Genomic DNA, 21771 nt, shown 5'->3' with positions numbered 1-21771 from the left:
TGCTTTCGCCAATAACCTCACGAACAGCATGAGGTTACCAGAAAAAAGCCGGCCGTCAGGCCGGCTTTTCTATTACATCACCAGGCGGCGAATGTCGCTCAGGGTGTTGTTGATGATGGTAATGAAGCGGGCACCATCAGCACCGTCGATCACGCGGTGGTCGAAGGAGAGAGAAATTGGCATCATCAGACGCGGCATAAACTCTTTACCATTCCACACAGGCTCCATCGCAGACTTGGAGACACCGAGGATCGCCACTTCCGGCGCGTTCACAATCGGCGCGAAGTGGGTAGTACCCAAGCCGCCGATGCTGGAGATAGTGAAGCAGCCGCCCTGCATTTCGCCGGCAGTCAGCTTACCATCACGCGCTTTCTTGGAGATGGTGGTCAGTTCGCGAGACAGCTCAGTGATGCTCTTCTTGTTCACGTCTTTGAAGACAGGAACAACCAGACCATTTGGCGTATCAACCGCAACACCGATGTTGATGTATTTCTTCAGCGTCAGCTTCTGGCCATCTTCAGACAGGGAGCTGTTGAAACGTGGCATCTGCTCAAGCGCAGCAGCAACGGCTTTCATGATGAAGACCACTGGGGTGAATTTCACGTCCAGTTTACGCTTCTCAGCTTCGGCGTTCTGCTGTTTACGGAACGCTTCCAGATCGGTGATATCCGTTTTGTCGAAGTGCGTAACGTGCGGGATCATCACCCAGTTACGGCTCAGGTTCGCACCAGAGATTTTCTGGATACGGCCCAGTTCCACTTCTTCGATTTCACCGAACTTGCTGAAGTCGACTTTCGGCCATGGCAGCATGCCCGGGATACCGCCACCGGTGGCAGCAGCAGGTGCCGCTTCAGCGCGTTTCACCGCGTCTTTCACGTACGCCTGAACGTCTTCGCGCAGGATACGACCTTTACGGCCAGTTCCTTTCACTTTCGCCAGGTTTACACCGAATTCGCGCGCCAGGCGACGAATCAGCGGGGTGGCGTGAACGTAGGCGTCGTTCTCAGCAAACTCAGATTTGCCTTCTGCTTTCGCAGCAGGGGCAGCAGCAGGTTTCGCAGCCTGAGCCGGTGCAGCAGCAGGTGCCGGAGCAGCAGCAGCCGGAGCCGCGGCAGGCGCAGCGCCTTCCACTTCGAAGACCATGATCAGAGAGCCAGTAGACACTTTGTCGCCGGTGCTGATTTTGATCTCTTTAACGGTACCGGCGAATGGCGCAGGAACTTCCATAGAAGCCTTGTCGCCTTCAACGGTGATCAGTGACTGTTCAGCAGCAACTTTGTCGCCCACTTTCACCATCACTTCGGTCACTTCAACTTCGTCACCGCCGATGTCCGGGACGTTAACGTCCTTCGCACCGCCAGCCGCAGCTGGAGCAGCAGCAGGTGCCGGAGCAGCCGCCTGAGCCGGGGCAGCAGCAGGTGCAGCACCCGCCACTTCGAAGACCATGATCAGAGAGCCAGTAGACACTTTGTCACCGGTGTTGATCTTGATCTCTTTAACAGTACCTGCGAACGGTGCCGGGACTTCCATAGAGGCTTTGTCGCCTTCTACGGTGATCAGGGACTGCTCAGCCGCAACGGTATCGCCCACTTTGACCAGGATCTCAGTAACTTCTACTTCGTCACCGCCGATGTCAGGCACGTTCACTTCTTTCGCTGCCGCGGCAGCTGCTGGAGCAGCGGCCGGAGCGGCTTCTTTCTTCTCTTCCTGCGCAGGTGCAGCAGCTGCTGCACCGTCGGCGGAATCGAAAATCATGATCAGTTTGCCAGTCTCGGTTTTATCGCCAACAGAGACTTTGATCTCTTTAACGATGCCAGCCTGAGGAGACGGGACTTCCATAGAGGCTTTGTCGCCCTCTACGGTGATCAGCGACTGTTCAGCTTCAACTTTGTCGCCCACTTTGACCAGGATCTCGGTGATTTCAACTTCATCAGCCCCGATGTCCGGTACATTGATTTCGATAGCCATTATTCTTTTACCTCTTATGCCAGACGCGGGTTAACTTTATCTGCATCGATGTTGAATTTGGTGATTGCTTCCGCCACCACTTTCTTGTCGATTTCGCCACGTTTAGCCAGTTCGCCCAGTGCTGCTACAACCACGTAAGAAGCATCAACTTCGAAGTGGTGACGCAGGTTTTCGCGGCTGTCAGAACGACCGAAGCCGTCAGTACCCAGTACGCGATAATCATCAGCTGGTACGTAAGTACGAACCTGCTCAGCGAACAGTTTCATATAGTCAGTTGAAGCTACAGCTGGCGCGTCGTTCATCACCTGAGCGATGTACGGAACACGTGGGGTTTCCAGCGGGTGCAGCATGTTCCAGCGCTCACAATCCTGGCCATCACGTGCCAGTTCGGTGAAGGAGGTCACGCTGTAGACGTCAGAACCTACGCCGTAGTCGTTCGCCAGGATCTGCGCTGCTTCACGAACGTGACGCAGGATAGAACCGGAGCCCAGCAGCTGAACTTTACCTTTGCTACCTGCAACAGTTTCGAGTTTGTAGATACCTTTACGGATACCTTCCTCGGCACCTGCTGGCATGGCCGGCATGTGGTAGTTTTCGTTCAGGGTGGTGATGTAGTAGTAAATGTTCTCTTGCGCTTCACCGTACATGCGCTGCAGGCCGTCATGCATGATGACTGCCACTTCGTACGCGTAAGACGGGTCATAAGAGATACAGTTAGGGATAGTCAGAGACTGAATGTGGCTGTGACCATCTTCGTGCTGCAGACCTTCACCGTTCAGCGTCGTACGACCGGAAGTACCACCGACCAGGAAGCCGCGAGCCTGTTGGTCGCCAGCCTGCCAGCACAGGTCACCGATACGCTGGAAACCGAACATGGAGTAGTAGATGTAGAACGGGATCATCGGCAGGTTGTTGGTGCTGTAAGAAGTCGCAGCAGCCAGCCAGGATGCGCCTGCGCCCAGCTCGTTAATACCTTCCTGCAGGATCTGACCTTTCTCGTCTTCTTTGTAGTATGCAACCTGCTCGCGGTCCTGCGGGGTGTACTGCTGACCGTTCGGGCTGTAGATACCGATCTGACGGAACAGACCTTCCATACCAAAGGTACGCGCTTCGTCAGCGATGATTGGAACCAGACGATCTTTGATCGACTTGTTCTTCAGCATCACGTTCAGGGCACGCACGAAGGCGATAGTGGTGGAGATCTCTTTGTTCTGCTCTTCCAGCAGCTGAGAGAAGTCTTCCAGCGCTGGCAGTTCCAGTTTCTCAGTGAAGTTCACCTGACGGGACGGCAGGTAGCCGTTCAGTTTCTGACGCTGTGCGTGCAGATAGGTGTGCTCTTCTGAACCTTCCGGGAAGGTGATGTAAGAGAGGTTTTCAACCTGCTCGTCGGTCACTGGAACGTTGAAACGGTCGCGGATGTAACGCACGCCGTCCATGTTCATTTTCTTCACCTGGTGCGCGATGTTTTTACCTTCGGCGGTATCACCCATGCCATAACCTTTAACGGTATGGGCCAGGATTACAGTCGCTTTGCCTTTGGTTTCTTGCGCTTTTTTCAGTGCAGCGTAGACTTTCTTCGGATCGTGACCACCACGGTTCAGTGCCCAGATCTGATCGTCAGTCCAGTCAGCAACCAGGGCTGCAGTCTCAGGATATTTACCGAAGAAGTGCTCACGAACGTAGGCACCATCTTTGGATTTGAAGGTCTGGTAGTCGCCGTCAACGGTTTCCTGCATCAGCTGGAGCAGTTTACCGCTGGTGTCTTTACGCAGCAGCTCATCCCAACGACCGCCCCACATGACTTTAATCACGTTCCAGCCTGCACCTGCGAAGATGCCTTCCAGTTCGTTGATGATCTTGCCGTTACCGGTTACCGGACCATCCAGACGCTGCAGGTTACAGTTGATGATGAAGCACAGGTTGTCCAGCTTCTCACGGGTCGCGATGGTGATCGCACCTTTAGATTCTGGCTCATCCATCTCACCGTCGCCCAGGAAGGCGTAAACGGTCTGCTGAGAGGTGTCTTTCAGGCCACGGTGTTCCAGATATTTCAGGAATTTAGCCTGGTAGATCGCACCGATTGGACCCAGACCCATAGATACGGTCGGGAACTGCCAGAATTCAGGCATCAGTTTCGGGTGCGGGTAAGAAGACAGGCCTTTACCGTGAACTTCCTGACGGAAGTTGTTCATCTGCTCTTCAGTCAGACGACCTTCCAGGAACGCACGTGCGTAAACGCCCGGAGAGATGTGGCCCTGGAAGTACACCAGGTCGCCGCCGTCTTTCTCGGTGCGTGCGCGGAAGAAGTGGTTGAAGCACACTTCATAAACGGTTGCAGAAGACTGGAAGGAAGCCATGTGGCCGCCCAGCTCCAGATCTTTTTTGGATGCGCGCAGAACGGTCATGATGGCGTTCCAGCGAATTGCAGAACGGATGCGGCGTTCCAGATCCAGATTGCCCGGATATTCCGGTTCGTCTTCGACGGCAATCGTGTTTACGTAGTTGTTAGCCCCTGCACCTGCAGCTACTTTCACGCCACCTTTGCGGGCTTCAGAAAGCATCTGTTCAATCAGATACTGAGCGCGCTCAACACCTTCTTCACGGATGACCGATTCGATCGCCTGTTGCCAGTCGCGAGTTTCGATCGGATCCACGTCATTTTGGAGACGTTCTGACATGGGGGTATTCCTTATCTATCTAATACGTTGATTTGTCTGGAACCTGTCCCATTGCACTTTCTTTTCGTTTCGGGCTGTCTCTTTGTTGGCTGTGCTTCTTCACTCCAGTCACAGCGTTAACTGTGCTCCTGGGGATGCGCGCACTTGCCGCCGCGATACAACCCAAACGATGTCGAAAACTAAAAGCGCAATAAGACAGGTTCTGCGTTTAGTTGCCGCGCTCTAAAAAACTGGCGCTTAATCCTTTCGTTGCTGTATGCGGCGAAGTGAACGTTCTCGACGACTCTGTTCACGGCTGCGGTCCAGCAAGATTTCCTCAATGAAAGCCAGGTGACGGTGCGACGCTTCACGCGCCTGCTCCGGCTCCCCGGCCATTATCGCCTCGAATACTCGAGTGCGATGGTTGCTGACCAGCGGGAGCATCTCCCGACGGGCATACAACAATTCAAAATTCTGACGAACGTTCTGGGCAAGCATTGGCTCCATGCAGCGTAGCAGATGGAGGAGCACCACGTTGTGGGCTGCTTCTGTGACGGCAATTTGATACTGGACGACGGCGTCGGACTCGGCGTCGAGATCGCCGGACTGTTGGGCCCGTTCAATGGCCTGATGGAGTTCGCGAATGCGGTCACGATCTTCATCGTTGCTGCGCAGCGCCGCGTAGTAAGCCGCGATGCCTTCAAGCGCGTGACGGGTCTCAAGCAGATCGAACTGGGATTCTGGGTGGTCGGAGAGCAGCTCCACTAACGGGTCGCTGAAGCTCTGCCACAGGCTGTTTTGCACAAAGGTTCCGCCACCCTGGCGACGAAGCAGTAGGCCCTTGGCTTCGAGACGTTGGATCGCCTCACGCAGCGAAGGACGGGAAACGTCGAACTGTTTAGCCAGTTCGCGTTCAGGTGGAAGTTTCTCACCGGGGCGCAGGGTCCCCTCGAGGATCAAAAACTCCAGCTGCTGCTCAATCACATCAGATAATTTTGGTTGGCGAATTTTGCTGTAGGCCATATTCCCTGTCTTACGCCTTTTTGCCCGGAGTCAATTGGTCTTACCAATTTCATGTTCGTATCGCTAAAGTAACAAAGTATTCACCTTCTGTCCATATTGGTTTTGACCGAAATCAGTAAACCCTGCTTATTTTAACAACCTTACAGAAATAACGTTTCAAAAATGTAACTCTGCACAAATGAAATGATTACTCCCAAAGAGGCAGTTTTAACTTTATCGAAACGAAGAAAAGTGCGATCTGAACCGATTTAGCGGAGTAAAAAATGAAAAGCTGCCCACTTATGGAGCATTTTTATTCTATAGGTTGATGAAGGGACATAAACGGAACGATTTACAAATGCTTTCTTTTTATTCGAACTCACTTTCTCCACGCATAAAGCAGGTGCATTCGCCGTCGCTTAACATTATTCTTCCAATTACGGAAGACACTTCCGATATTTTCAGCCAATTGAACCGTAAACTAATAAATACATGAAATGGAATTTCATAATTACACACGCCAGAGCGTGAACATAACAACCACACACGAGGTTTCATAATGGATGGTCAACAGCACGGCGATCAGCTGAAGCGCGGCCTTAAAAACCGCCATATTCAGCTTATCGCTCTCGGTGGCGCTATCGGTACAGGCCTGTTCCTTGGCAGCGCATCGGTTATTCAGTCTGCCGGTCCGGGTATTATTCTGGGTTATGCCATTGCCGGTTTTATCGCCTTTCTTATTATGCGCCAGCTCGGTGAAATGGTGGTCGAAGAGCCGGTAGCCGGTTCCTTTAGCCATTTTGCTTATAAATACTGGGGCAGCTTTGCCGGGTTCGCGTCCGGCTGGAACTACTGGGTGCTGTATGTGCTGGTGGCGATGGCGGAACTGACCGCGGTCGGTAAATATGTCCAGTTCTGGTGGCCTGAGATCCCAACCTGGGTCTCCGCGGCGGTCTTCTTTGTGGTCATCAACGCCATCAACCTGACCAACGTAAAAGTGTTCGGTGAGATGGAGTTCTGGTTCGCCATTATTAAAGTTATCGCGGTTGTGGCGATGATCCTGTTTGGCGGCTGGTTGCTGTTCAGCGGCAACGGCGGCCCGCAGGCAAGCGTGAGCAACCTCTGGGATCAGGGCGGTTTCCTGCCACACGGCATGACCGGTCTGGTGATGATGATGGCGATCATTATGTTCTCCTTCGGTGGGCTTGAGCTGGTGGGTATCACCGCCGCTGAAGCAGACAACCCGGAGCAGAGCATCCCGAAAGCGACCAACCAGGTTATCTACCGCATCCTGATCTTCTATGTAGGCTCGCTGGCCGTGCTGCTTTCCCTGCTGCCGTGGACCCGCGTCACCGCTGACACCAGCCCGTTTGTGCTGATCTTCCACGAGCTGGGCGACACCTTTGTGGCCAACGCCCTGAACGTGGTGGTACTGACCGCCGCGCTGTCGGTCTATAACAGCTGCGTTTACTGCAACAGCCGTATGCTGTTCGGCCTGGCTCAGCAGGGTAACGCCCCGAAAGCGCTGCTCAACGTGGATAAGCGTGGCGTGCCGGTTAACACCATTATCGTGTCGGCGGTTGTGACCGCGCTGTGCGTGCTGATCAACTACCTGGCCCCGGAATCCGCCTTCGGTCTGCTGATGGCGCTGGTGGTCTCCGCTCTGGTGATCAACTGGGCGATGATCAGCCTGGCGCACATGAAGTTCCGTCGTGCGAAACAGCAGCAGGGCGTGAAAACGCGCTTCCCTGCCCTGCTCTATCCGCTGGGTAACTGGGTCTGCCTGCTGTTTATGGCTGCCGTGCTGGTTATCATGCTGATGACGCCGGGTATGGCTATCTCGGTTTACCTGATCCCTGTCTGGATTGTTATCCTCGGGGTGGGTTACGCATGTAAGCAGAAAAATGCTAAAGCAGTAAAAGCGCATTAATCTTCTCCCCTCTGCGTCCCGGCGGATGCAGAGGGTTGTTACCTTCCTCACACTTTCTCGCCAACAGCCATTTTATCCATATCACCGACGGTATACTGCAACGCATATTTTGCTTCGGCAGCGAATAATTCTCTCCATAGTGCAACTCGGAGAATCGTCGATGGATAACAATAAACTTTCAGTAAAAGAAAAGATCGGCTATGGAATGGGGGATGCCGGATGCAACATCATCTTTGGCGCCATCATGCTGTTTGTAAACTATTTTTATACGGATATTTTCGGCCTTGCTCCGGCACTGGTGGGGGTATTACTGCTCTCTGTGCGCGTCATCGATGCCGTAACCGATCCCATTATGGGGGCCATTGCCGATCGTACCCGTAGTAAGTATGGGCGATTTCGTCCATGGCTTTTATGGATCGCCTTCCCCTATGCGCTGTTCAGCATCCTGATGTTTACCACCCCGGACTGGACCTATAACAGCAAAGTTATCTATGCCTTCGTCACCTACTTCCTGCTCTCCCTGACCTATACGGCTATTAACATTCCGTACTGCTCGCTGGGGGGTGTGATCACTAACGATCCTAAAGAGCGCGTGGCCTGTCAGTCTTATCGCTTTGTGATGGTTGGTATCGCCACGCTGCTGCTGTCGCTGACGCTGCTGCCGATGGCCGACTGGTTCGGCGGCGAAGACAAAGCCAAAGGCTACCAGATGGCCATGACCGTGCTGGCGCTGATTGGCACCTGCATGTTCCTGTTCAGCTTCTCTACCGTGCGCGAGCGTGTTCGCCCGGCGGTGCAAACCAATGATGAGCTTAAAAACGATCTGAAAGATGTGTGGAAGAACGACCAGTGGGTACGCATTCTGCTGCTGACGCTCTGCAACGTCTGCCCGGGCTTCATCCGCATGGCGGCAACCATGTATTACGTCACCTGGGTCATGGGTCAGAGCACTCACTTCGCCACCCTGTTTATCAGCCTGGGCGTGGTCGGCATGATGCTTGGCAGCGTGCTGGCAAAAGTGCTGACCGACCGCTGGTGTAAGCTGAAGGTCTTCTTCTGGACCAACATCGTGCTGGCGATTTTCTCCACCGCCTTCTACTTCTTCGATCCAAAAGCCACCGTGACCATTGTGGTGCTCTACTTCCTGTTGAACATCCTGCATCAGATCCCGTCTCCGCTGCACTGGTCGCTGATGGCCGACGTAGATGACTACGGCGAATGGAAAACCGGTAAACGTATCACCGGGATCAGCTTCTCCGGCAATATCTTCTTCCTCAAGCTGGGGCTGGCGATTGCCGGGGCGATGGTGGGCTTCCTGCTCTCCTGGTACGGTTATGATGCTGGTGCTAAAGCGCAAAGCGCGGATGCCATCAACGGGATCGTTCTGCTCTTCACCGTCATTCCAGGCATTGGCTACTTCATTACCGCTGGCGTGGTGCGTCTGCTGAAGGTCGATCGCGAAACCATGAAACAGATTCAGCAAGACCTGGAAAAACGCCGGAACAACTACCGCGAGCTGAATGATTTTCAGGAACTCAAAGCCGCTGAGACAAAATAAGGAAAGCCGAATGCAAACCTGGCCAAACCCGTTTATTGAACAACGCGCTGACCCGTATATTCTTCATCATGAAGGGCAATACTACTTTATTGCCTCGGTGCCGGAGTACGACCGGCTGGAGATCCGCCGTGCCGATTCGCTGGAGGGGCTACGTAGCGCCAATGAAGTGGTAGTCTGGCGCAAGCCCGACACCGGCCCGATGAGTCAGCTGATCTGGGCACCGGAGCTGCACTGGATTGACGGCAAGTGGTACATCTATTTCGCCGCTACGCACACCCAGGCGCTGGATAAACTCGGGATGTTCCAGCACCGGATGTTTGCGCTGGAGTGTTCAGACAATGACCCGCTCACCGGCACCTGGGTTGAGAAAGGGCAGATCCAAACCCCGTTCGACACCTTTGCGCTGGATGCGACCACCTTTATTCACCAGGGAAAACGCTGGTATCTGTGGGCGCAAAAAGCCCCGGATATCACCGGTAACTCGAACCTGTACCTGTGCGAAATGGAGAACCCGTGGACGTTAAAAGGCAAGCCGGTGATGCTCAGCAAACCGGAGTATGACTGGGAGTGCCGCGGGTTCTGGGTCAACGAAGGCCCGGCAGTGTTGTTCCACGGCGATCGGTTGTTTATCAGCTACTCTGCCAGCGCCACCGATGAAAACTACTGCATGGGGCTACTGTGGATCGACCTTAATGCCGACCCACAGAACCCGGCGAACTGGCATAAATCACCGCAGCCGGTATTTACCACCAGCTATGAAAACCGCCAGTACGGGCCGGGGCACAACAGCTTTACCCAAACGCCGGAGGGTGAAGACGTGCTGGTTTACCACGCGCGTAACTACACCGAAATCGAGGGCGATCCGCTGTACGATCCGAACCGCCACACCCGCCTGAAGCTTGTTCGCTGGAATGAAAACGGGATGCCTGATTTTGGCATCCCGTCAGCAGATACAGTGTAAGCCCTGCGGCACGCTGGTTTAGATCAGCGTGCCGTAGATGGTCAGCAGCGCCACAATCACCACCACCGCAAACGACGTTTTCTTGGCCATTGAGACGGCCGCTTTCGGCGTTTCGATCTTATCAGTATGCGGTTCACGCGCCAGCGAGAACTGCGCCAGACGTGTTAACACCAGGTACTGCGAGGTATGGCGATCCCCCAGCGAGGCAAACCATGCCGGCAGGGCTTTCTCGCCGTGCCCGATCAGGGCATAAACCACCCCGAACAGTCGCACCGGCAGCCAGTCCAGCACATGCAGAATGGCATCGATCCCGGACTGTAACCGCTCGTGCGGCGTTAGATAACGTGCGAGCCAGCTCTGCCAGGCGCGTAAAAACGCATAACCCATCATCAGCACCGGCCCCCACGCCCCGCCGACGACAAACCAGAACAACGGCGCCAGATAGAAGCGGAAGTTAATCCACAACAGCGCGTTCTGCAGCTCGCGTAAAAACTCGCGTTCGTCGCACTCCGGCGGGACGCCGTGGATCAGCGTCAGCTCGCTGGCCATCGCGCCGCGGGCATGGGCATCATCGTTGGTTGCCGCCTTCAGATAGGCATGGTAGTGCAGACGCACCTTACCCGCGCCAATACAGAGCACACCGAGCAGGATCCACACCACCAGCAGCGGCACATTGAAGAAGAGACCATACAGCGAACGCAACAGCAGGAACACCACGCCCATCACCGCCGCGGTCATCAGCAGAGTACGGATCATGGAAAAATGGCGGATGCGACGAAACAGCACTTCCATCCGGTGATCCAGATGCCAGTGCTCGCCCAGCTTGAACAAACGCTCAGCAATCATCACCAGCAGCATGGTAAATAACGTCATGTCATCTCCTTATCTGACAGGGCGGTAAGCATAGTGTTAAATCGTTGCCAGTCAAAGGCCGGGCCAGGGTCGGTCTTGCGCTGCGGTGCAATATCGCTGTGTCCGGTCCGGTTCTGGGCAATAGCCGGGTAGAGCTTGATAAGGGCGCGCGTCACCGCGGCCAGTTGTTGATACTGCGCATCGGTGTAGGGCAGTGTATCAGTCCCTTCCAGCTCGATGCCGATAGAAAAGTCATTGCACCGTTCACGCCCCTGATACTGAGAAACGCCCGCATGCCAGGCACGTTTATCAAAGGGAACATACTGGACGATTTCGCCGTCACGACGAATAAGACAATGGGCAGAAACGCGCAGGTGAGCGATCTCCGCAAAAAAGGGGTGAGCATCGGGATCGATTGTCCCGGTGAATAGCGCGTCAATCCACGGACCGCCAAACTCGCCTGGCGGCAGACTGATGTTATGCACCACCAGCAGCGACGGGATCTCATCCTCCGGGCGGCAATCGTGGTGTGGCGACGGAACACGCCGGGCATCTGCCAGCCAGCCATGTTCTAACTGCATGCAGGATCTCCTTATATATGGTGCTGATTCCCGGTTCAGAGTAGCATGTTTCAATCTTATGATTCGTTACCAATTTGGAGTTTTAACATGCCGCCTCGCCGCTACAACCCCGACCACAGACGTAACGTACTGCTGGAACGTATAAATCTTGATATTCCGGTAAGCGTTGCCAATGCGCTGCGCGAAGATCTGGGTGGAGACGTCAATGCTGACAACGACATAACCGCCCAGCTGCTGGCGGAAGATGCCCGTTCCCATGCGGTTGTGATCACTCGTGAAGACGGGGTTTTCTGTGGTAAACGTTGGGTGGAAGAGGTCTTTACCCAGCTGGCCGGTGACGGCGTTAAGGTGACGTGGCATGTTGAAGATGGCGACAGCATTAAAGCGAATCAGCCGCTGTTTGAACTTGAAGGCGCATCACGCGTCCTGCTGACCGGTGAACGCACCGCGCTGAATTTTGTCCAGACGCTTTCCGGTGTCGCCAGCGAAGCTCGCCGCTATGTCGACCTGCTGGAAGGCACTCATACCCAGCTACTGGATACACGTAAAACGCTGCCGGGCCTGCGTACCGCCCTGAAATATGCCGTGCTGTGCGGCGGCGGCGCAAACCACCGTCTGGGTTTATCTGATGCGTTCCTGATAAAAGAAAACCATATTATTGCCTCCGGCTCCGTTCGCCAGGCCGTGGAAAAAGCCTTCTGGCTGCACCCGGATGTGCCGGTTGAAGTGGAAGTGGAAAACCTGCAGGAGCTGGACGATGCCCTGAAAGCGGGTGCCGACATCATCATGCTGGATAACTTCAAAACCGAAGAGATGCGTGAAGCGGTGAAGCGCACCAACGGCCAGGCCCGCCTTGAGGTCTCCGGCAACGTGACATACGAAACCTTGCGCGAATTTGCCGAAACCGGCGTCGATTTCATCTCCGTTGGCGCGCTGACCAAACATATTCGCGCCCTCGACCTGTCGATGCGCTTTCGCTAAGTGACAAAAAGCCCGGCCTGCACAGGCCGGGTACGCCCGATTTACGACCCGCCCCGCAAACCTGCTGCATGGTTTTGTAACACCAGCACATCCCGCTGAATGCTGCTTCACGAATCGATTTTTGCCCCTCGCCCCTGGTCTGCCCCGCTGCCACAGTAATGTGCGTCAACATAAGGAGCGACCCATGGAAAGACAAAAAGGATTTACCCTCATCGAGTTAATGGTGGTCATCGGCATCGTGGCTATCCTCAGCGCGATTGGCATTCCGGCTTACCAGAACTACCTGCGAAAAGCCGCCCTCACCGATATGCTGCAAACCTTTATGCCCTACCGTACCGCAGTCGAACTCTGCGCTCTCGATCATGGCGGGACAGAGAGCTGTAATGCGGGCGTCAACGGTATTCCCTCCCCGTCGACCAGCCGTTATGTCTCCGGGATAAGCATCGACAAAGGCGTTATTACCCTGACTGGCCAGGAGAGCCTGAACGGCCTGGAGGTGACGATGACCCCGCAGTGGGATAATGGCAACGGCATCACTGGCTGGAAGCGCCTGTGCACCGTTGGCGAGGACAGCGCACTGAAGCAGGCCTGCGAAGAGGTGTTCCGCTTCACGGCTGAACAGGAGAGCGGGCAATGAATGCTGAACGCTTAACGGCCCTTTGTCGGCGTCATAACGCCCTGCTGCTGACCTGCGCCCAGGACAGGATCAACATTGCTGTGGTCGGCAACCCATCGCCCGAACTGCTGGAGGCATTACGTTTTGCGACGCAGAAACGAATTGACATTGAATGCTGGACCGCCGAGCGAATGGAAAAGCACCAGCAGACCATGTCGGAAGCGCATTTGCCTGTGGTCACTACATCGACGCGTTCCGCCATCGACATACTTAACCAGACCCTGATGCAGGCTCTGAGCCAGCGGGCGTCGGATATTCATATCGAGCCAGCCGACGAAAGCTGGCAGATACGGTTGCGCATTGACGGCGTGCTCTACCCGCAGCAGCCGCTCCCGGCCGAACTTGGCACAACCCTTATCGCCAGACTGAAGGTGCTGGGCAATCTGGATATCGCCGAGCGTCGCTTACCTCAGGATGGGCAATTTACGGTCGAGCTTTCGGGATCCCCCGTCTCGTTTCGCATTGCCACGCTCCCCTGCCGCAACGGCGAAAAAATCGTTTTGCGGCTTCTGCAGCAAGAGCAACAGGCGCTGCGGCTCGAACAACTGGGCATGAGCGAAACCCAGCAGCGGCTATTTGCCAGCACACTGCACAAATCCCAGGGGCTGATTCTGGTGACCGGCCCCACCGGCAGCGGCAAGACCGTTACCCTCTACAGCGCATTGCAGGCGCGGAACACGCCCGCAGTGAATATCTGCAGTGTAGAAGATCCGGTCGAAATCCCGCTGGAGGGGTTGAATCAAACGCCTATTAATCCCCGGGCAGGGTTAACCTTCCAGAGCGTGCTGCGCGCATTTTTGCGCCAGGATCCCGACATCATTATGGTGGGCGAAATACGCGATGGCGAAACGGCGGAGATCGCCATCAACGCTGCACAGACCGGTCATCTGGTGCTGTCAACGTTGCACACCAACTCGACTGCTGAGACGCTGGTTCGCCTGCAACAAATGGGCGTGGCACGCTGGATGATCTCGTCGGCGCTGTCTCTGGTGATCGCCCAGCGGCTGGTGCGCCGACTCTGCCCACACTGCCGTACCGAGTTGCACCGGGACACGCCCTTGCCCCAGGCGCTATGGCCCCGGCCTTTGCCGCACTGGCAGCCGGTGGGCTGCGACCGCTGCTATCACGGATTTTATGGTCGGGTGGCAATTTTCGAAGTGATGGTGATCACCCGGGAACTGCGCGCCGCCATTGCCGGCGGAGCGCCAGTGGAGGAGATCGAAAAGCTGGCCAGACAGACGGGCATGGTCACGCTGTTTGAACATGGCTGCATGGCGGTAGAGCAAGGTCACACCACGCTCGGGGAGCTGGTTCAGATGCTGGGCGAATCGGATGGCGGATAATCAACTGTGGCGCTGGCGGGCACTTAACCCGCAGGGAGAGCAACAGACTGGCGCGCTCTGGGCTGCCGACAAACAAACGGCGTGGAGCGTCCTGTTGGGCCGGGATCTCTTCCCTCTCGAAATCAAACGCAGCCTGCAGCAGACGCGCTGGCGGGCGCAGCATCGCTATGAGGTGATCCACCAGCTGGCGACGTTACTGCAGGCGGGCTTAACGCTTTCGGCAGGTCTGGCGCTTCTGGCGCAGCAGCATCCCATCCGGCAGTGGCAGGCCCTGCTGCAGAGCGTGGCTGACGATCTCAGTGCGGGTTGCGCCTTTTCAGACGCCCTGAAAAAGTGGCCGCATGTCTTCCCTCCACTCTATGTTTCGATGATGAAAACCGGGGAGCTGACCGGCAAGCTCGATGAATGTTGTCGTCAGCTGGCGCAACAGCAAAAAACACAGCATCAGCTGAGCGCGAAGGTAAAAAAGGCGCTGCGCTATCCGGTGATTATCCTCGCCCTGGCCTTCGCCGTGGTACTGGCGATGGTGACCCTGGTACTGCCGGAATTTGCCGCGATCTACAAAACCTTCAACACGCCCTTACCGGCCCTGACCCGCGCTGTAATGGCGCTGGCAACCATGCTGCAGGAGCGGGGCGCGGGGTTGCTGCTAAGTCTGGTGGTGGCGGCATGTGGCCTGATGTATGTTCGCCGCAACCGGCGATGGCAACGCGCCACGCAGCGTCTGCTGCTGAGCAGCCCGGTGGTTGGGGCGCTCGTGCGCGGGCAAAAGCTCAGCCAGATCTTTACCGTTCTGTCGCTTACGCAGCAGGCAGGCATCGCCTTTATTCAGGGGCTGGAAAGTACAGAAGAGACGCTGACATGCCCCTTCTGGCAGGAGAAATTACAGGCGATACGCCAGCACATCATGCAGGGGGCGCCCATCTGGTCTGCCCTGAATGAAGCGGCGATCTTTACGCCGCTCTGCATTCAACTCGTTCGCACCGGCGAAGCATCGGGCGCGCTGGATACCATGCTGGCTAATCTGGCGCAGCATCATAATGAGCAAACGTTTCAGCAAGCGGATAATCTTGCCTCATTACTGGAGCCGCTGCTGTTAATTATGACGGGGTTAATTATCGGCACGCTGGTGGTCGCGATGTACCTGCCGATTTTTCATCTGGGGGATGCGATGGGGGCGGGATAACGCTGGCGCGAACCGCGCCAGCGAGCGAGCATTACAGGCTATTGAAAACGCGGTTTTCCTGTTCCTGAACGCGGATAAAGGTGGTGCGCTTGGTCAGCTCTTTCAGTCGGGATGCACCCACGTAGGTACAGGCTGAACGCAGGCCACCCAGGATATCACGCGCGGTGTTCTCAACCGGGCCGCGAAGTGGCAGCTTAACGGTTTTACCTTCTGCCGCACGATACTGAGCAACGCCGCCCACGTGACGGTTCATCGCGGATTCAGAACTCATGCCATAGAACAGCATGAATTTTTCACCGTTTTCGTCAACAACGGTACCGCCGCTCTCTTCATGACCTGCCAGCATACCGCCCAGCATCACGAAGTCTGCGCCGCCGCCAAAGGCTTTCGCCACGTCACCCGGCATGGTGCAACCGCCGTCGCTGATGATCTGGCCGCCCAGGCCGTGGGCTGCATCAGCACACTCGATCACCGCAGAGAGCTGCGGATAGCCAACACCGGTTTTTACTCGGGTGGTGCAGACGGAACCCGGGCCAATGCCCACTTTCACGATATCGGCACCAGACAGGATCAGCTCTTCACACATTTCACCGGTAACCACGTTACCTGCAATAATGGTTTTGGTCGGCCAGGCCTGGCGCGCTTTGCTGACGAACTGCACGAAATGTTCCGAATAACCATTCGCGACATCAATACAGATGAAGTTCAGGTTCGGGTTGGCAATAAGGATCTGTTTCGTTTTTTCGAAATCGGCATCGGAGGTGCCGGTAGAAACCATTACGTGCTTGAGAACAGTTTCAGATACGGAGCCTGCAAACGCATTCCACTCTTCAACGCTGTAGTGCTTATGCACGGCGGTGAGGATGTCGAAGGAAGCCAGTGCTTTCGCCATCGCGAACGTCCCAACCGTATCCATATTGGCGGCGATAACAGGCACGCCAGACCAGGTCTGACCGGAATGCTTAAAGGTGAATTGACGTTCGAGTTCAACGTCGGAGCGACTTTTCAGAGTAGAACGTTTAGGGCGGATAAGAACGTCTTTGAAACCTAACTTCAGATCTTCTTCGATACGCATTTGCGGATTCCTGGGGTACTGGGGTAAATGTCGAAAAACGAAACACACAACTCCAGTGACGCTATCATACGCACTAATACCTGTTGCGCAAGACTGCGAAAATCACTTTTTTTACGCTACAATCCTATAAATTTACCTGGTAAAAAGTCCGTAAGCAGAGCTTAACCATTGCTGTTAAAAGATTAAATGTTAAGCAATTGATATCAATAATGAATATTTCCCAGGATTTTAATTAATGGGGTACATCGTTGCATTAACGGGAGGCATTGGCAGTGGCAAAAGCACTGTGGCCGACGCCTTCTCTCGTCTGGGTGTCACGATTATTGATGCCGACATCATTGCCCGCCAGGTGGTAGAGCCAGGTACACCTGCACTGTACGCCATCGCAGAACATTTCGGCCACGATATGATCGCACCCGATGGCACCCTGAACCGCCGGATGCTGCGTGAACGCATTTTCTCGCATCCTGAAGAAAAAGCCTGGCTAAATGCCCTGCTTCATCCGCTGATCCAGCAGGAGACGCAGAGGCAGATGTCGCAGGCAACCTCACCTTATGTCCTCTGGGTTGTACCGCTTCTGGTGGAAAATAAGCTCCACGAAAAAGCTGATCGGGTGCTTGTCGTGGACGTCTCTCCGACAACACAAATTCAGCGCACCATCGCCCGCGATAATGTTGCGCGCGAACATGCCGAACAAATTCTTGCCGCGCAGGCCACGCGTGAAGCACGCCTTGCCGTCGCGGATGATGTTATTGATAATAACGGCGCACCGGATGCCATCAGCTCCGATGTTGCCCGCCTGCATCAGTACTACCTGGCGCAGGCCGTTTCACAGGAAAAAGCATAATGCACACCCACGTTCTGTTTGAGCATCCCCTCAATGAAAAAATGCGTACCTGGCTGCGCATCGAGTTTTTAATCCAGCAGCTTTCAAGCCTTCTTCCGATACAGGATCACACCACGGCGCTGCATTTTTTCCGTAACGTCAGCGACCTGCTGGATGTGTTAGAGCGTGGTGAAGTTCGCACAGAATTACTGAAAGAGCTGGAGCGTCAGCAGCGTAAATTACAGGCCTGGGCCGAAGTGCCTGGCGTGGATAACAGCCGTATCGACAGCCTGCGTCAGCAGTTGAAACACAACAGCACAGTATTGATGGCGGCGCCACGTATCGGCCAGTTTCTGCGGGAAGATCGTCTGGTGGCGCTGGTTCGCCAGCGACTGAGCATTCCTGGCGGCTGCTGTAGTTTCGATTTACCGACCCTGCATATCTGGCTGCACATGCCGCAGGAGCAGCGCGATGTTCAGGTACAAAGCTGGCTCGGCAGCCTTGAGCCGCTGAACCAGGCGCTGTCGCTGATCCTTGATTTGATCCGCAACTCCGCGCCGTTCCGTAAGCAAACCAGCCTGAACGGTTTTTATCAGGATAACGGTGAGGATGCCGATCTGCTGCGCCTGCAGCTGGCCCTTGCCGATCAGCTTTACCCACAAATTTCAGGTCACAAGAGCCGCTTTGCGATTCGTTTCATGCCGCTCGACAGTGAACATGGTCTGGTGCCGGAACGTCTCGACTTTGAGCTGGCGTGTTGTTAAGGAGCCATGATGTCTGATGTTACCACCGTAAACTGCCCCACCTGTGGGAAGCCCGTTATCTGGGGCGAGCAGAGTCCTTTTCGTCCTTTTTGCTGCAAACGTTGCCAGCTGATCGATCTTGGTGAGTGGGCTGCGGAAGAGAAACGCATTCCGAGCGATGGCGATCTCTCTGACAGCGATGACTGGAGCGAAAACCAGCAGTAACTGTAAAAGCCTGCTGGCGCTTCGCTTAGCAGGCTACAACTTCCCCACCAAGCGGGTAATAACAGGTTCGTTTGCCGGTGGGAATTTATCAGCATCACTCGCCTGAAGCGTAACCCAACTCCCCGGCTGTCCCTCTTTGCCCCATGGCTCCCCTTCCCAGTTTTCCACCAGCCAGAACCATAAGGTAATGTGGCGATCGGGGAACTGGTATTCCAGTTTATCGAACAGGGTCGCACCGAGCGGGGTGATCCCCACCTCTTCCTGTAACTCGCGGATCAACGCTTGTTCCGGCGTTTCGCCAGCCTCGATCTTCCCGCCCGGAAATTCCCACTTATTTGCCATGTGCGCATCCGCCGCACGTTGGGTAATAAAGATCTGGTTATCGGAGTTGCGAATGATCCCGACAGCGATTTGCAGTGTTTTCATTGTCCTGATTCCATAAAAAAGGCGCAGATATCTGCGCCTTTTCAGTTGGTTTAATGCTTAGCTCAGACGGCCATGGCACTGTTTGTATTTTTTACCGGAACCACATGGGCACGGATCGTTACGACCTACCTTACGCTCACCGGCCTGCGCGGCAATCGCGGCAGCGGCGGCTTCTTCGTCGTCCTGATGGCTAAGCTGCTGCATCTGGGCCAGACGTTCAGCCTCTTCGCGACGCTGCTGCTCCATCTCTTCAACTTCTTCCGGCATGCGTACCTGCACCTTGCTCAGGGTGCTGATCACTTCGTATTTCAGGGATTCAAGCATTGAAGCAAACATCGCAAAGGATTCGCGTTTGTACTCCTGCTTCGGATCTTTCTGCGCATAGCCACGCAGGTGGATACCCTGACGCAGGTAGTCCATCGCCGCCAGGTGCTCTTTCCACAGGGAGTCCAGCGTTTGCAGCATGACGCCTTTCTCGAAGTGACGCATCATCTCAGCGCCGACCACTTCTTCTTTGCGCTTATAGACTTCAATGGCATTAGCAAAAATACGCTCGCGCAGGGTCTCTTCGTGCAGCTCAGGCTCTTTATCCAGCCATTCCTGGATAGGCAGATCCAGGTCGAAATCGTTCTTCAGGCGTGCCTGCAGGCCTTCGATATCCCACATCTCTTCCAGCGATTGCGGAGGAATGTGTCCATCGATAGTGGCTTTAAAGACGTCTTCACGGATGCTGTTGATGGTTTCGCTCACGTCGGACACGTCCAGCAGCTCGTTACGCTGGGTGTAAATCGCGCGACGCTGGTCGTTGGCTACGTCATCATACTCAAGCAGCTGCTTACGAATATCAAAGTTACGGCTTTCCACTTTACGCTGGGCGTTAGCGATGGCTTTGGTCACCCACGGGTGCTCGATTGCTTCGCCTGGCTTCATGCCCAATTTGCGCATCATGCCCGATACACGGTCAGAGGCGAAAATACGCATCAGCGCATCTTCCATCGACAGGTAGAAGCGGGATGAACCGGCATCACCCTGACGACCTGCACGACCACGCAGCTGGTTGTCGATACGGCGAGATTCATGACGCTCGGTACCGATGATGTGCAGACCGCCCGCGGCCAGTACAGCATCGTGACGAACCTGCCAGTCGGCTTTGATCTGGGCGATCTGTTCCGGGGTTGGGTTTTCCAGTTCGGCTACTTCTGCCTGCCAGCTACCGCCCAGCATGATATCAGTACCACGGCCCGCCATGTTGGTGGCGATTGTTACGGCCCCCGGATAGCCCGCCTGCGCAACGATATCCGCTTCTTTGGCGTGGAATTTGGCGTTCAGTACGTTGTGCTTGATGCCCGCTTTCGTCAGCTCATTGGAAACCACTTCGGATTTTTCAATGGAGATGGTACCCACCAGAACCGGCTGGCCCGCGGCGGTACGGTCGCGAATATCTTCGATGATGGCCTGAATTTTTTCTGCTTCGGTCATGTAGACCAGGTCCGGCATATCTTTACGGATCATCGGACGGTTGGTTGGAACCACCACGGTATCCAGCTTGTAGATTGAGCTGAATTCGAAGGCTTCGGTATCCGCCGTACCGGTCATCCCTGCCAGTTTCTCATACAGACGGAAGTAGTTCTGGAAGGTAATGGATGCCAGGGTCTGGTTCTCGTTCTGGATATCCACGCCTTCTTTAGCTTCCACCGCCTGATGCAGACCATCGGACCAGCGACGCCCCTGCATGGTACGACCGGTGTGCTCATCGACGATGATAACTTCGCCATCTTTAACGATATAGTCAACGTCACGGGTAAACAGTACGTGCGCGCGCAGCGCCGCCGTCACGTGGTGCATCAGCATAATGTTGCCCGGAGAGTAGAGTGACTCGCCTTCATCCATAATGCCCTGCGCAACCAGCAGTTCTTCGATCTGGACCAGACCACGTTCGGTCAGGTTCACCTGACGGGCTTTTTCGTCCACGGAGAAGTGGCCTTCGCCCTGGAAGCTGTCGGAGTCCTCTTTTTCCTGACGGATCAGGTGAGGAATGATTTTGTCGACTTTGCGATACATTTCGGAGCTGTCTTCGGCAGGGCCGGAGATGATCAGCGGCGTACGGGCTTCATCGATCAGAATGGAGTCAACCTCATCCACCAGCGCATAGTGCAGTTTACGCTGAACGCGCTCTTCCGGGCTGAACGCCATGTTATCGCGCAGGTAGTCAAAACCGTATTCGTTGTTGGTGCCGTATGTGATGTCCGCGTTATAGGCTTCACGCTTGGCCGGAGCAGGCAGACCGGACATGTTGATGCCCACGGTCAGGCCCAGGAACTCGAACAGTGGACGGTTGTTTTCGGCGTCACGCTGCGCCAGATAGTCGTTGACGGTTACGACGTGTACGCCTTTACCGGATAAGGCATTAAGGTAAGCAGGCAGGGTCGCAGTCAGGGTTTTACCTTCACCGGTACGCATCTCAGCGATGCAACGGTCGTTCAGCACCATACCGCCCAGCAGCTGCACGTCAAAGTGACGCATGCCAAATACGCGCTTACTCGCTTCGCGAACCACGGCGAAGGCTTCCGGGATCAGACTTTCAACGGTTTCGCCTTTTTCAAGACGGGCGCGGAACTCTACAGTTTTGCCTTTCAGCTCTTCATCAGAGAGTTTTTCCATCGCTGGCTCAAGGCCATTGATGATGCTGACAGCTTTGCGCATACGGCGCAAAGTACGATCGTTACGGCTACCGAAAACTTTTGTTAGTAATTTGATTAACATAATAAATTCTCAAACGCC

At 55.1% G+C, this 21771-nt stretch carries 18 protein-coding genes; 10 read left to right on the top strand and 8 right to left on the bottom strand.

Annotation, left to right across the window (positions count from 1 at the left end):
- Nucleotides 1–72 precede the first annotated feature (72 nt).
- From aceF to pdhR, 3 genes are all read right to left on the bottom strand, one after another.
- On the bottom strand, nt 73–1968 hold the full coding sequence (gene aceF, locus ACF8PE_RS18235) for a pyruvate dehydrogenase complex dihydrolipoyllysine-residue acetyltransferase (RefSeq protein WP_032616564.1): 1896 nt from the start codon (nt 1966–1968) through the stop codon (nt 73–75).
- 14 nt (nt 1969–1982) lie between these two features.
- Nucleotides 1983–4646, bottom strand: a complete 2664-nt coding sequence (aceE, locus tag ACF8PE_RS18230; protein WP_032616563.1) for a pyruvate dehydrogenase (acetyl-transferring), homodimeric type — start codon at nt 4644–4646, stop codon at nt 1983–1985.
- A gap of 237 nt (nt 4647–4883) precedes the next feature.
- Nucleotides 4884–5648, bottom strand: coding sequence for a pyruvate dehydrogenase complex transcriptional repressor PdhR (gene pdhR / locus ACF8PE_RS18225; RefSeq protein WP_032616562.1), 765 nt, complete (start codon nt 5646–5648; stop codon nt 4884–4886).
- A 538-nt stretch (nt 5649–6186) separates the two neighbouring features.
- Here pdhR and aroP point away from each other — a divergent pair.
- The 3 genes from aroP to ACF8PE_RS18210 all read left to right on the top strand — a co-directional run bounded on the left by aroP (nt 6187) and on the right by ACF8PE_RS18210 (nt 10076).
- Nucleotides 6187–7557 carry an aromatic amino acid transporter AroP gene (gene aroP / locus ACF8PE_RS18220; RefSeq protein ID WP_032616561.1) on the top strand — a complete coding sequence of 457 codons (1371 nt, stop codon included), beginning with the start codon at nt 6187–6189 and terminating at the stop codon, nt 7555–7557.
- Between the two features lie 160 nt (nt 7558–7717).
- Nucleotides 7718–9115 (top strand): MFS transporter, encoded by a 1398-nt coding sequence (locus ACF8PE_RS18215; protein WP_279868207.1) that lies wholly within the window; start codon nt 7718–7720, stop codon nt 9113–9115.
- Between the two features lie 10 nt (nt 9116–9125).
- The gene (locus ACF8PE_RS18210; RefSeq protein WP_144838927.1) at nt 9126–10076 is read left to right on the top strand and encodes a family 43 glycosylhydrolase; all 951 of its coding nucleotides are present in this window, start codon (nt 9126–9128) and stop codon (nt 10074–10076) included.
- 18 nt (nt 10077–10094) lie between these two features.
- On the opposite strand, the gene ampE is transcribed toward ACF8PE_RS18210, so the two are convergent.
- A complete protein-coding gene (gene ampE, locus ACF8PE_RS18205) occupies nt 10095–10949 on the bottom strand; it encodes a beta-lactamase regulator AmpE (RefSeq protein WP_032616558.1) in 855 nt (284 codons plus the stop codon).
- On the bottom strand, nt 10946–11509 hold the full coding sequence (ampD, locus tag ACF8PE_RS18200) for a 1,6-anhydro-N-acetylmuramyl-L-alanine amidase AmpD (protein ID WP_032616557.1): 564 nt from the start codon (nt 11507–11509) through the stop codon (nt 10946–10948). The genes ampE and ampD overlap by 4 nt, the downstream gene beginning before the upstream one ends.
- A gap of 87 nt (nt 11510–11596) precedes the next feature.
- Here ampD and nadC point away from each other — a divergent pair, with 87 nt between their 5' ends.
- From nadC to hofC, 4 genes are all read left to right on the top strand, one after another.
- A complete protein-coding gene (nadC, locus tag ACF8PE_RS18195) occupies nt 11597–12490 on the top strand; it encodes a carboxylating nicotinate-nucleotide diphosphorylase (protein ID WP_059308719.1) in 894 nt (297 codons plus the stop codon).
- Nucleotides 12491–12674: 184 nt separating this feature from the next.
- A complete protein-coding gene (ppdD, locus tag ACF8PE_RS18190; RefSeq protein WP_032616555.1) occupies nt 12675–13127 on the top strand; it encodes a prepilin peptidase-dependent pilin in 453 nt (150 codons plus the stop codon).
- Nucleotides 13124–14509, top strand: coding sequence for a type II secretion system protein GspE (gene gspE / locus ACF8PE_RS18185; protein WP_032616554.1), 1386 nt, complete (start codon nt 13124–13126; stop codon nt 14507–14509). Before ppdD ends, gspE begins: the two co-directional genes overlap by 4 nt.
- On the top strand, nt 14499–15695 hold the full coding sequence (hofC, locus tag ACF8PE_RS18180; RefSeq protein WP_032616553.1) for a protein transport protein HofC: 1197 nt from the start codon (nt 14499–14501) through the stop codon (nt 15693–15695). Before gspE ends, hofC begins: the two co-directional genes overlap by 11 nt.
- 31 nt (nt 15696–15726) lie before the next feature.
- On the opposite strand, the gene ACF8PE_RS18175 is transcribed toward hofC, so the two are convergent.
- Nucleotides 15727–16770, bottom strand: coding sequence for a GMP reductase (locus tag ACF8PE_RS18175; protein WP_032616552.1), 1044 nt, complete (start codon nt 16768–16770; stop codon nt 15727–15729).
- A gap of 235 nt (nt 16771–17005) precedes the next feature.
- On the opposite strand from ACF8PE_RS18175, the gene coaE reads away from it, so the two are divergent.
- The 3 genes from coaE to yacG are packed head-to-tail and all read left to right on the top strand — an operon-like array spanning nt 17006 to nt 18564.
- The gene (coaE, locus tag ACF8PE_RS18170) at nt 17006–17617 is read left to right on the top strand and encodes a dephospho-CoA kinase (protein WP_032616551.1); all 612 of its coding nucleotides are present in this window, start codon (nt 17006–17008) and stop codon (nt 17615–17617) included.
- Nucleotides 17617–18360 (top strand): cell division protein ZapD, encoded by a 744-nt coding sequence (gene zapD / locus ACF8PE_RS18165; RefSeq protein ID WP_077227162.1) that lies wholly within the window; start codon nt 17617–17619, stop codon nt 18358–18360. Before coaE ends, zapD begins: the two co-directional genes overlap by 1 nt.
- Nucleotides 18361–18369: 9 nt before the next feature.
- Nucleotides 18370–18564, top strand: coding sequence for a DNA gyrase inhibitor YacG (gene yacG, locus ACF8PE_RS18160; protein ID WP_032616548.1), 195 nt, complete (start codon nt 18370–18372; stop codon nt 18562–18564).
- 33 nt (nt 18565–18597) lie between these two features.
- On the opposite strand, the gene mutT is transcribed toward yacG, so the two are convergent.
- Entirely contained in the window at nt 18598–18990 is a 393-nt protein-coding gene (gene mutT / locus ACF8PE_RS18155; RefSeq protein WP_032616547.1) for an 8-oxo-dGTP diphosphatase MutT, read from the bottom strand.
- A 57-nt stretch (nt 18991–19047) separates the two neighbouring features.
- A complete protein-coding gene (gene secA / locus ACF8PE_RS18150) occupies nt 19048–21753 on the bottom strand; it encodes a preprotein translocase subunit SecA (protein WP_032616546.1) in 2706 nt (901 codons plus the stop codon).
- Nucleotides 21754–21771 lie beyond the last annotated feature (18 nt).

Source organism: Leclercia sp. GLN_9 (assembly GCF_043105735.1).
Taxonomy (GTDB): domain Bacteria; phylum Pseudomonadota; class Gammaproteobacteria; order Enterobacterales; family Enterobacteriaceae; genus Enterobacter; species Enterobacter adecarboxylatus.
This window is presented reverse-complemented; position numbering and strand designations above follow the sequence as displayed.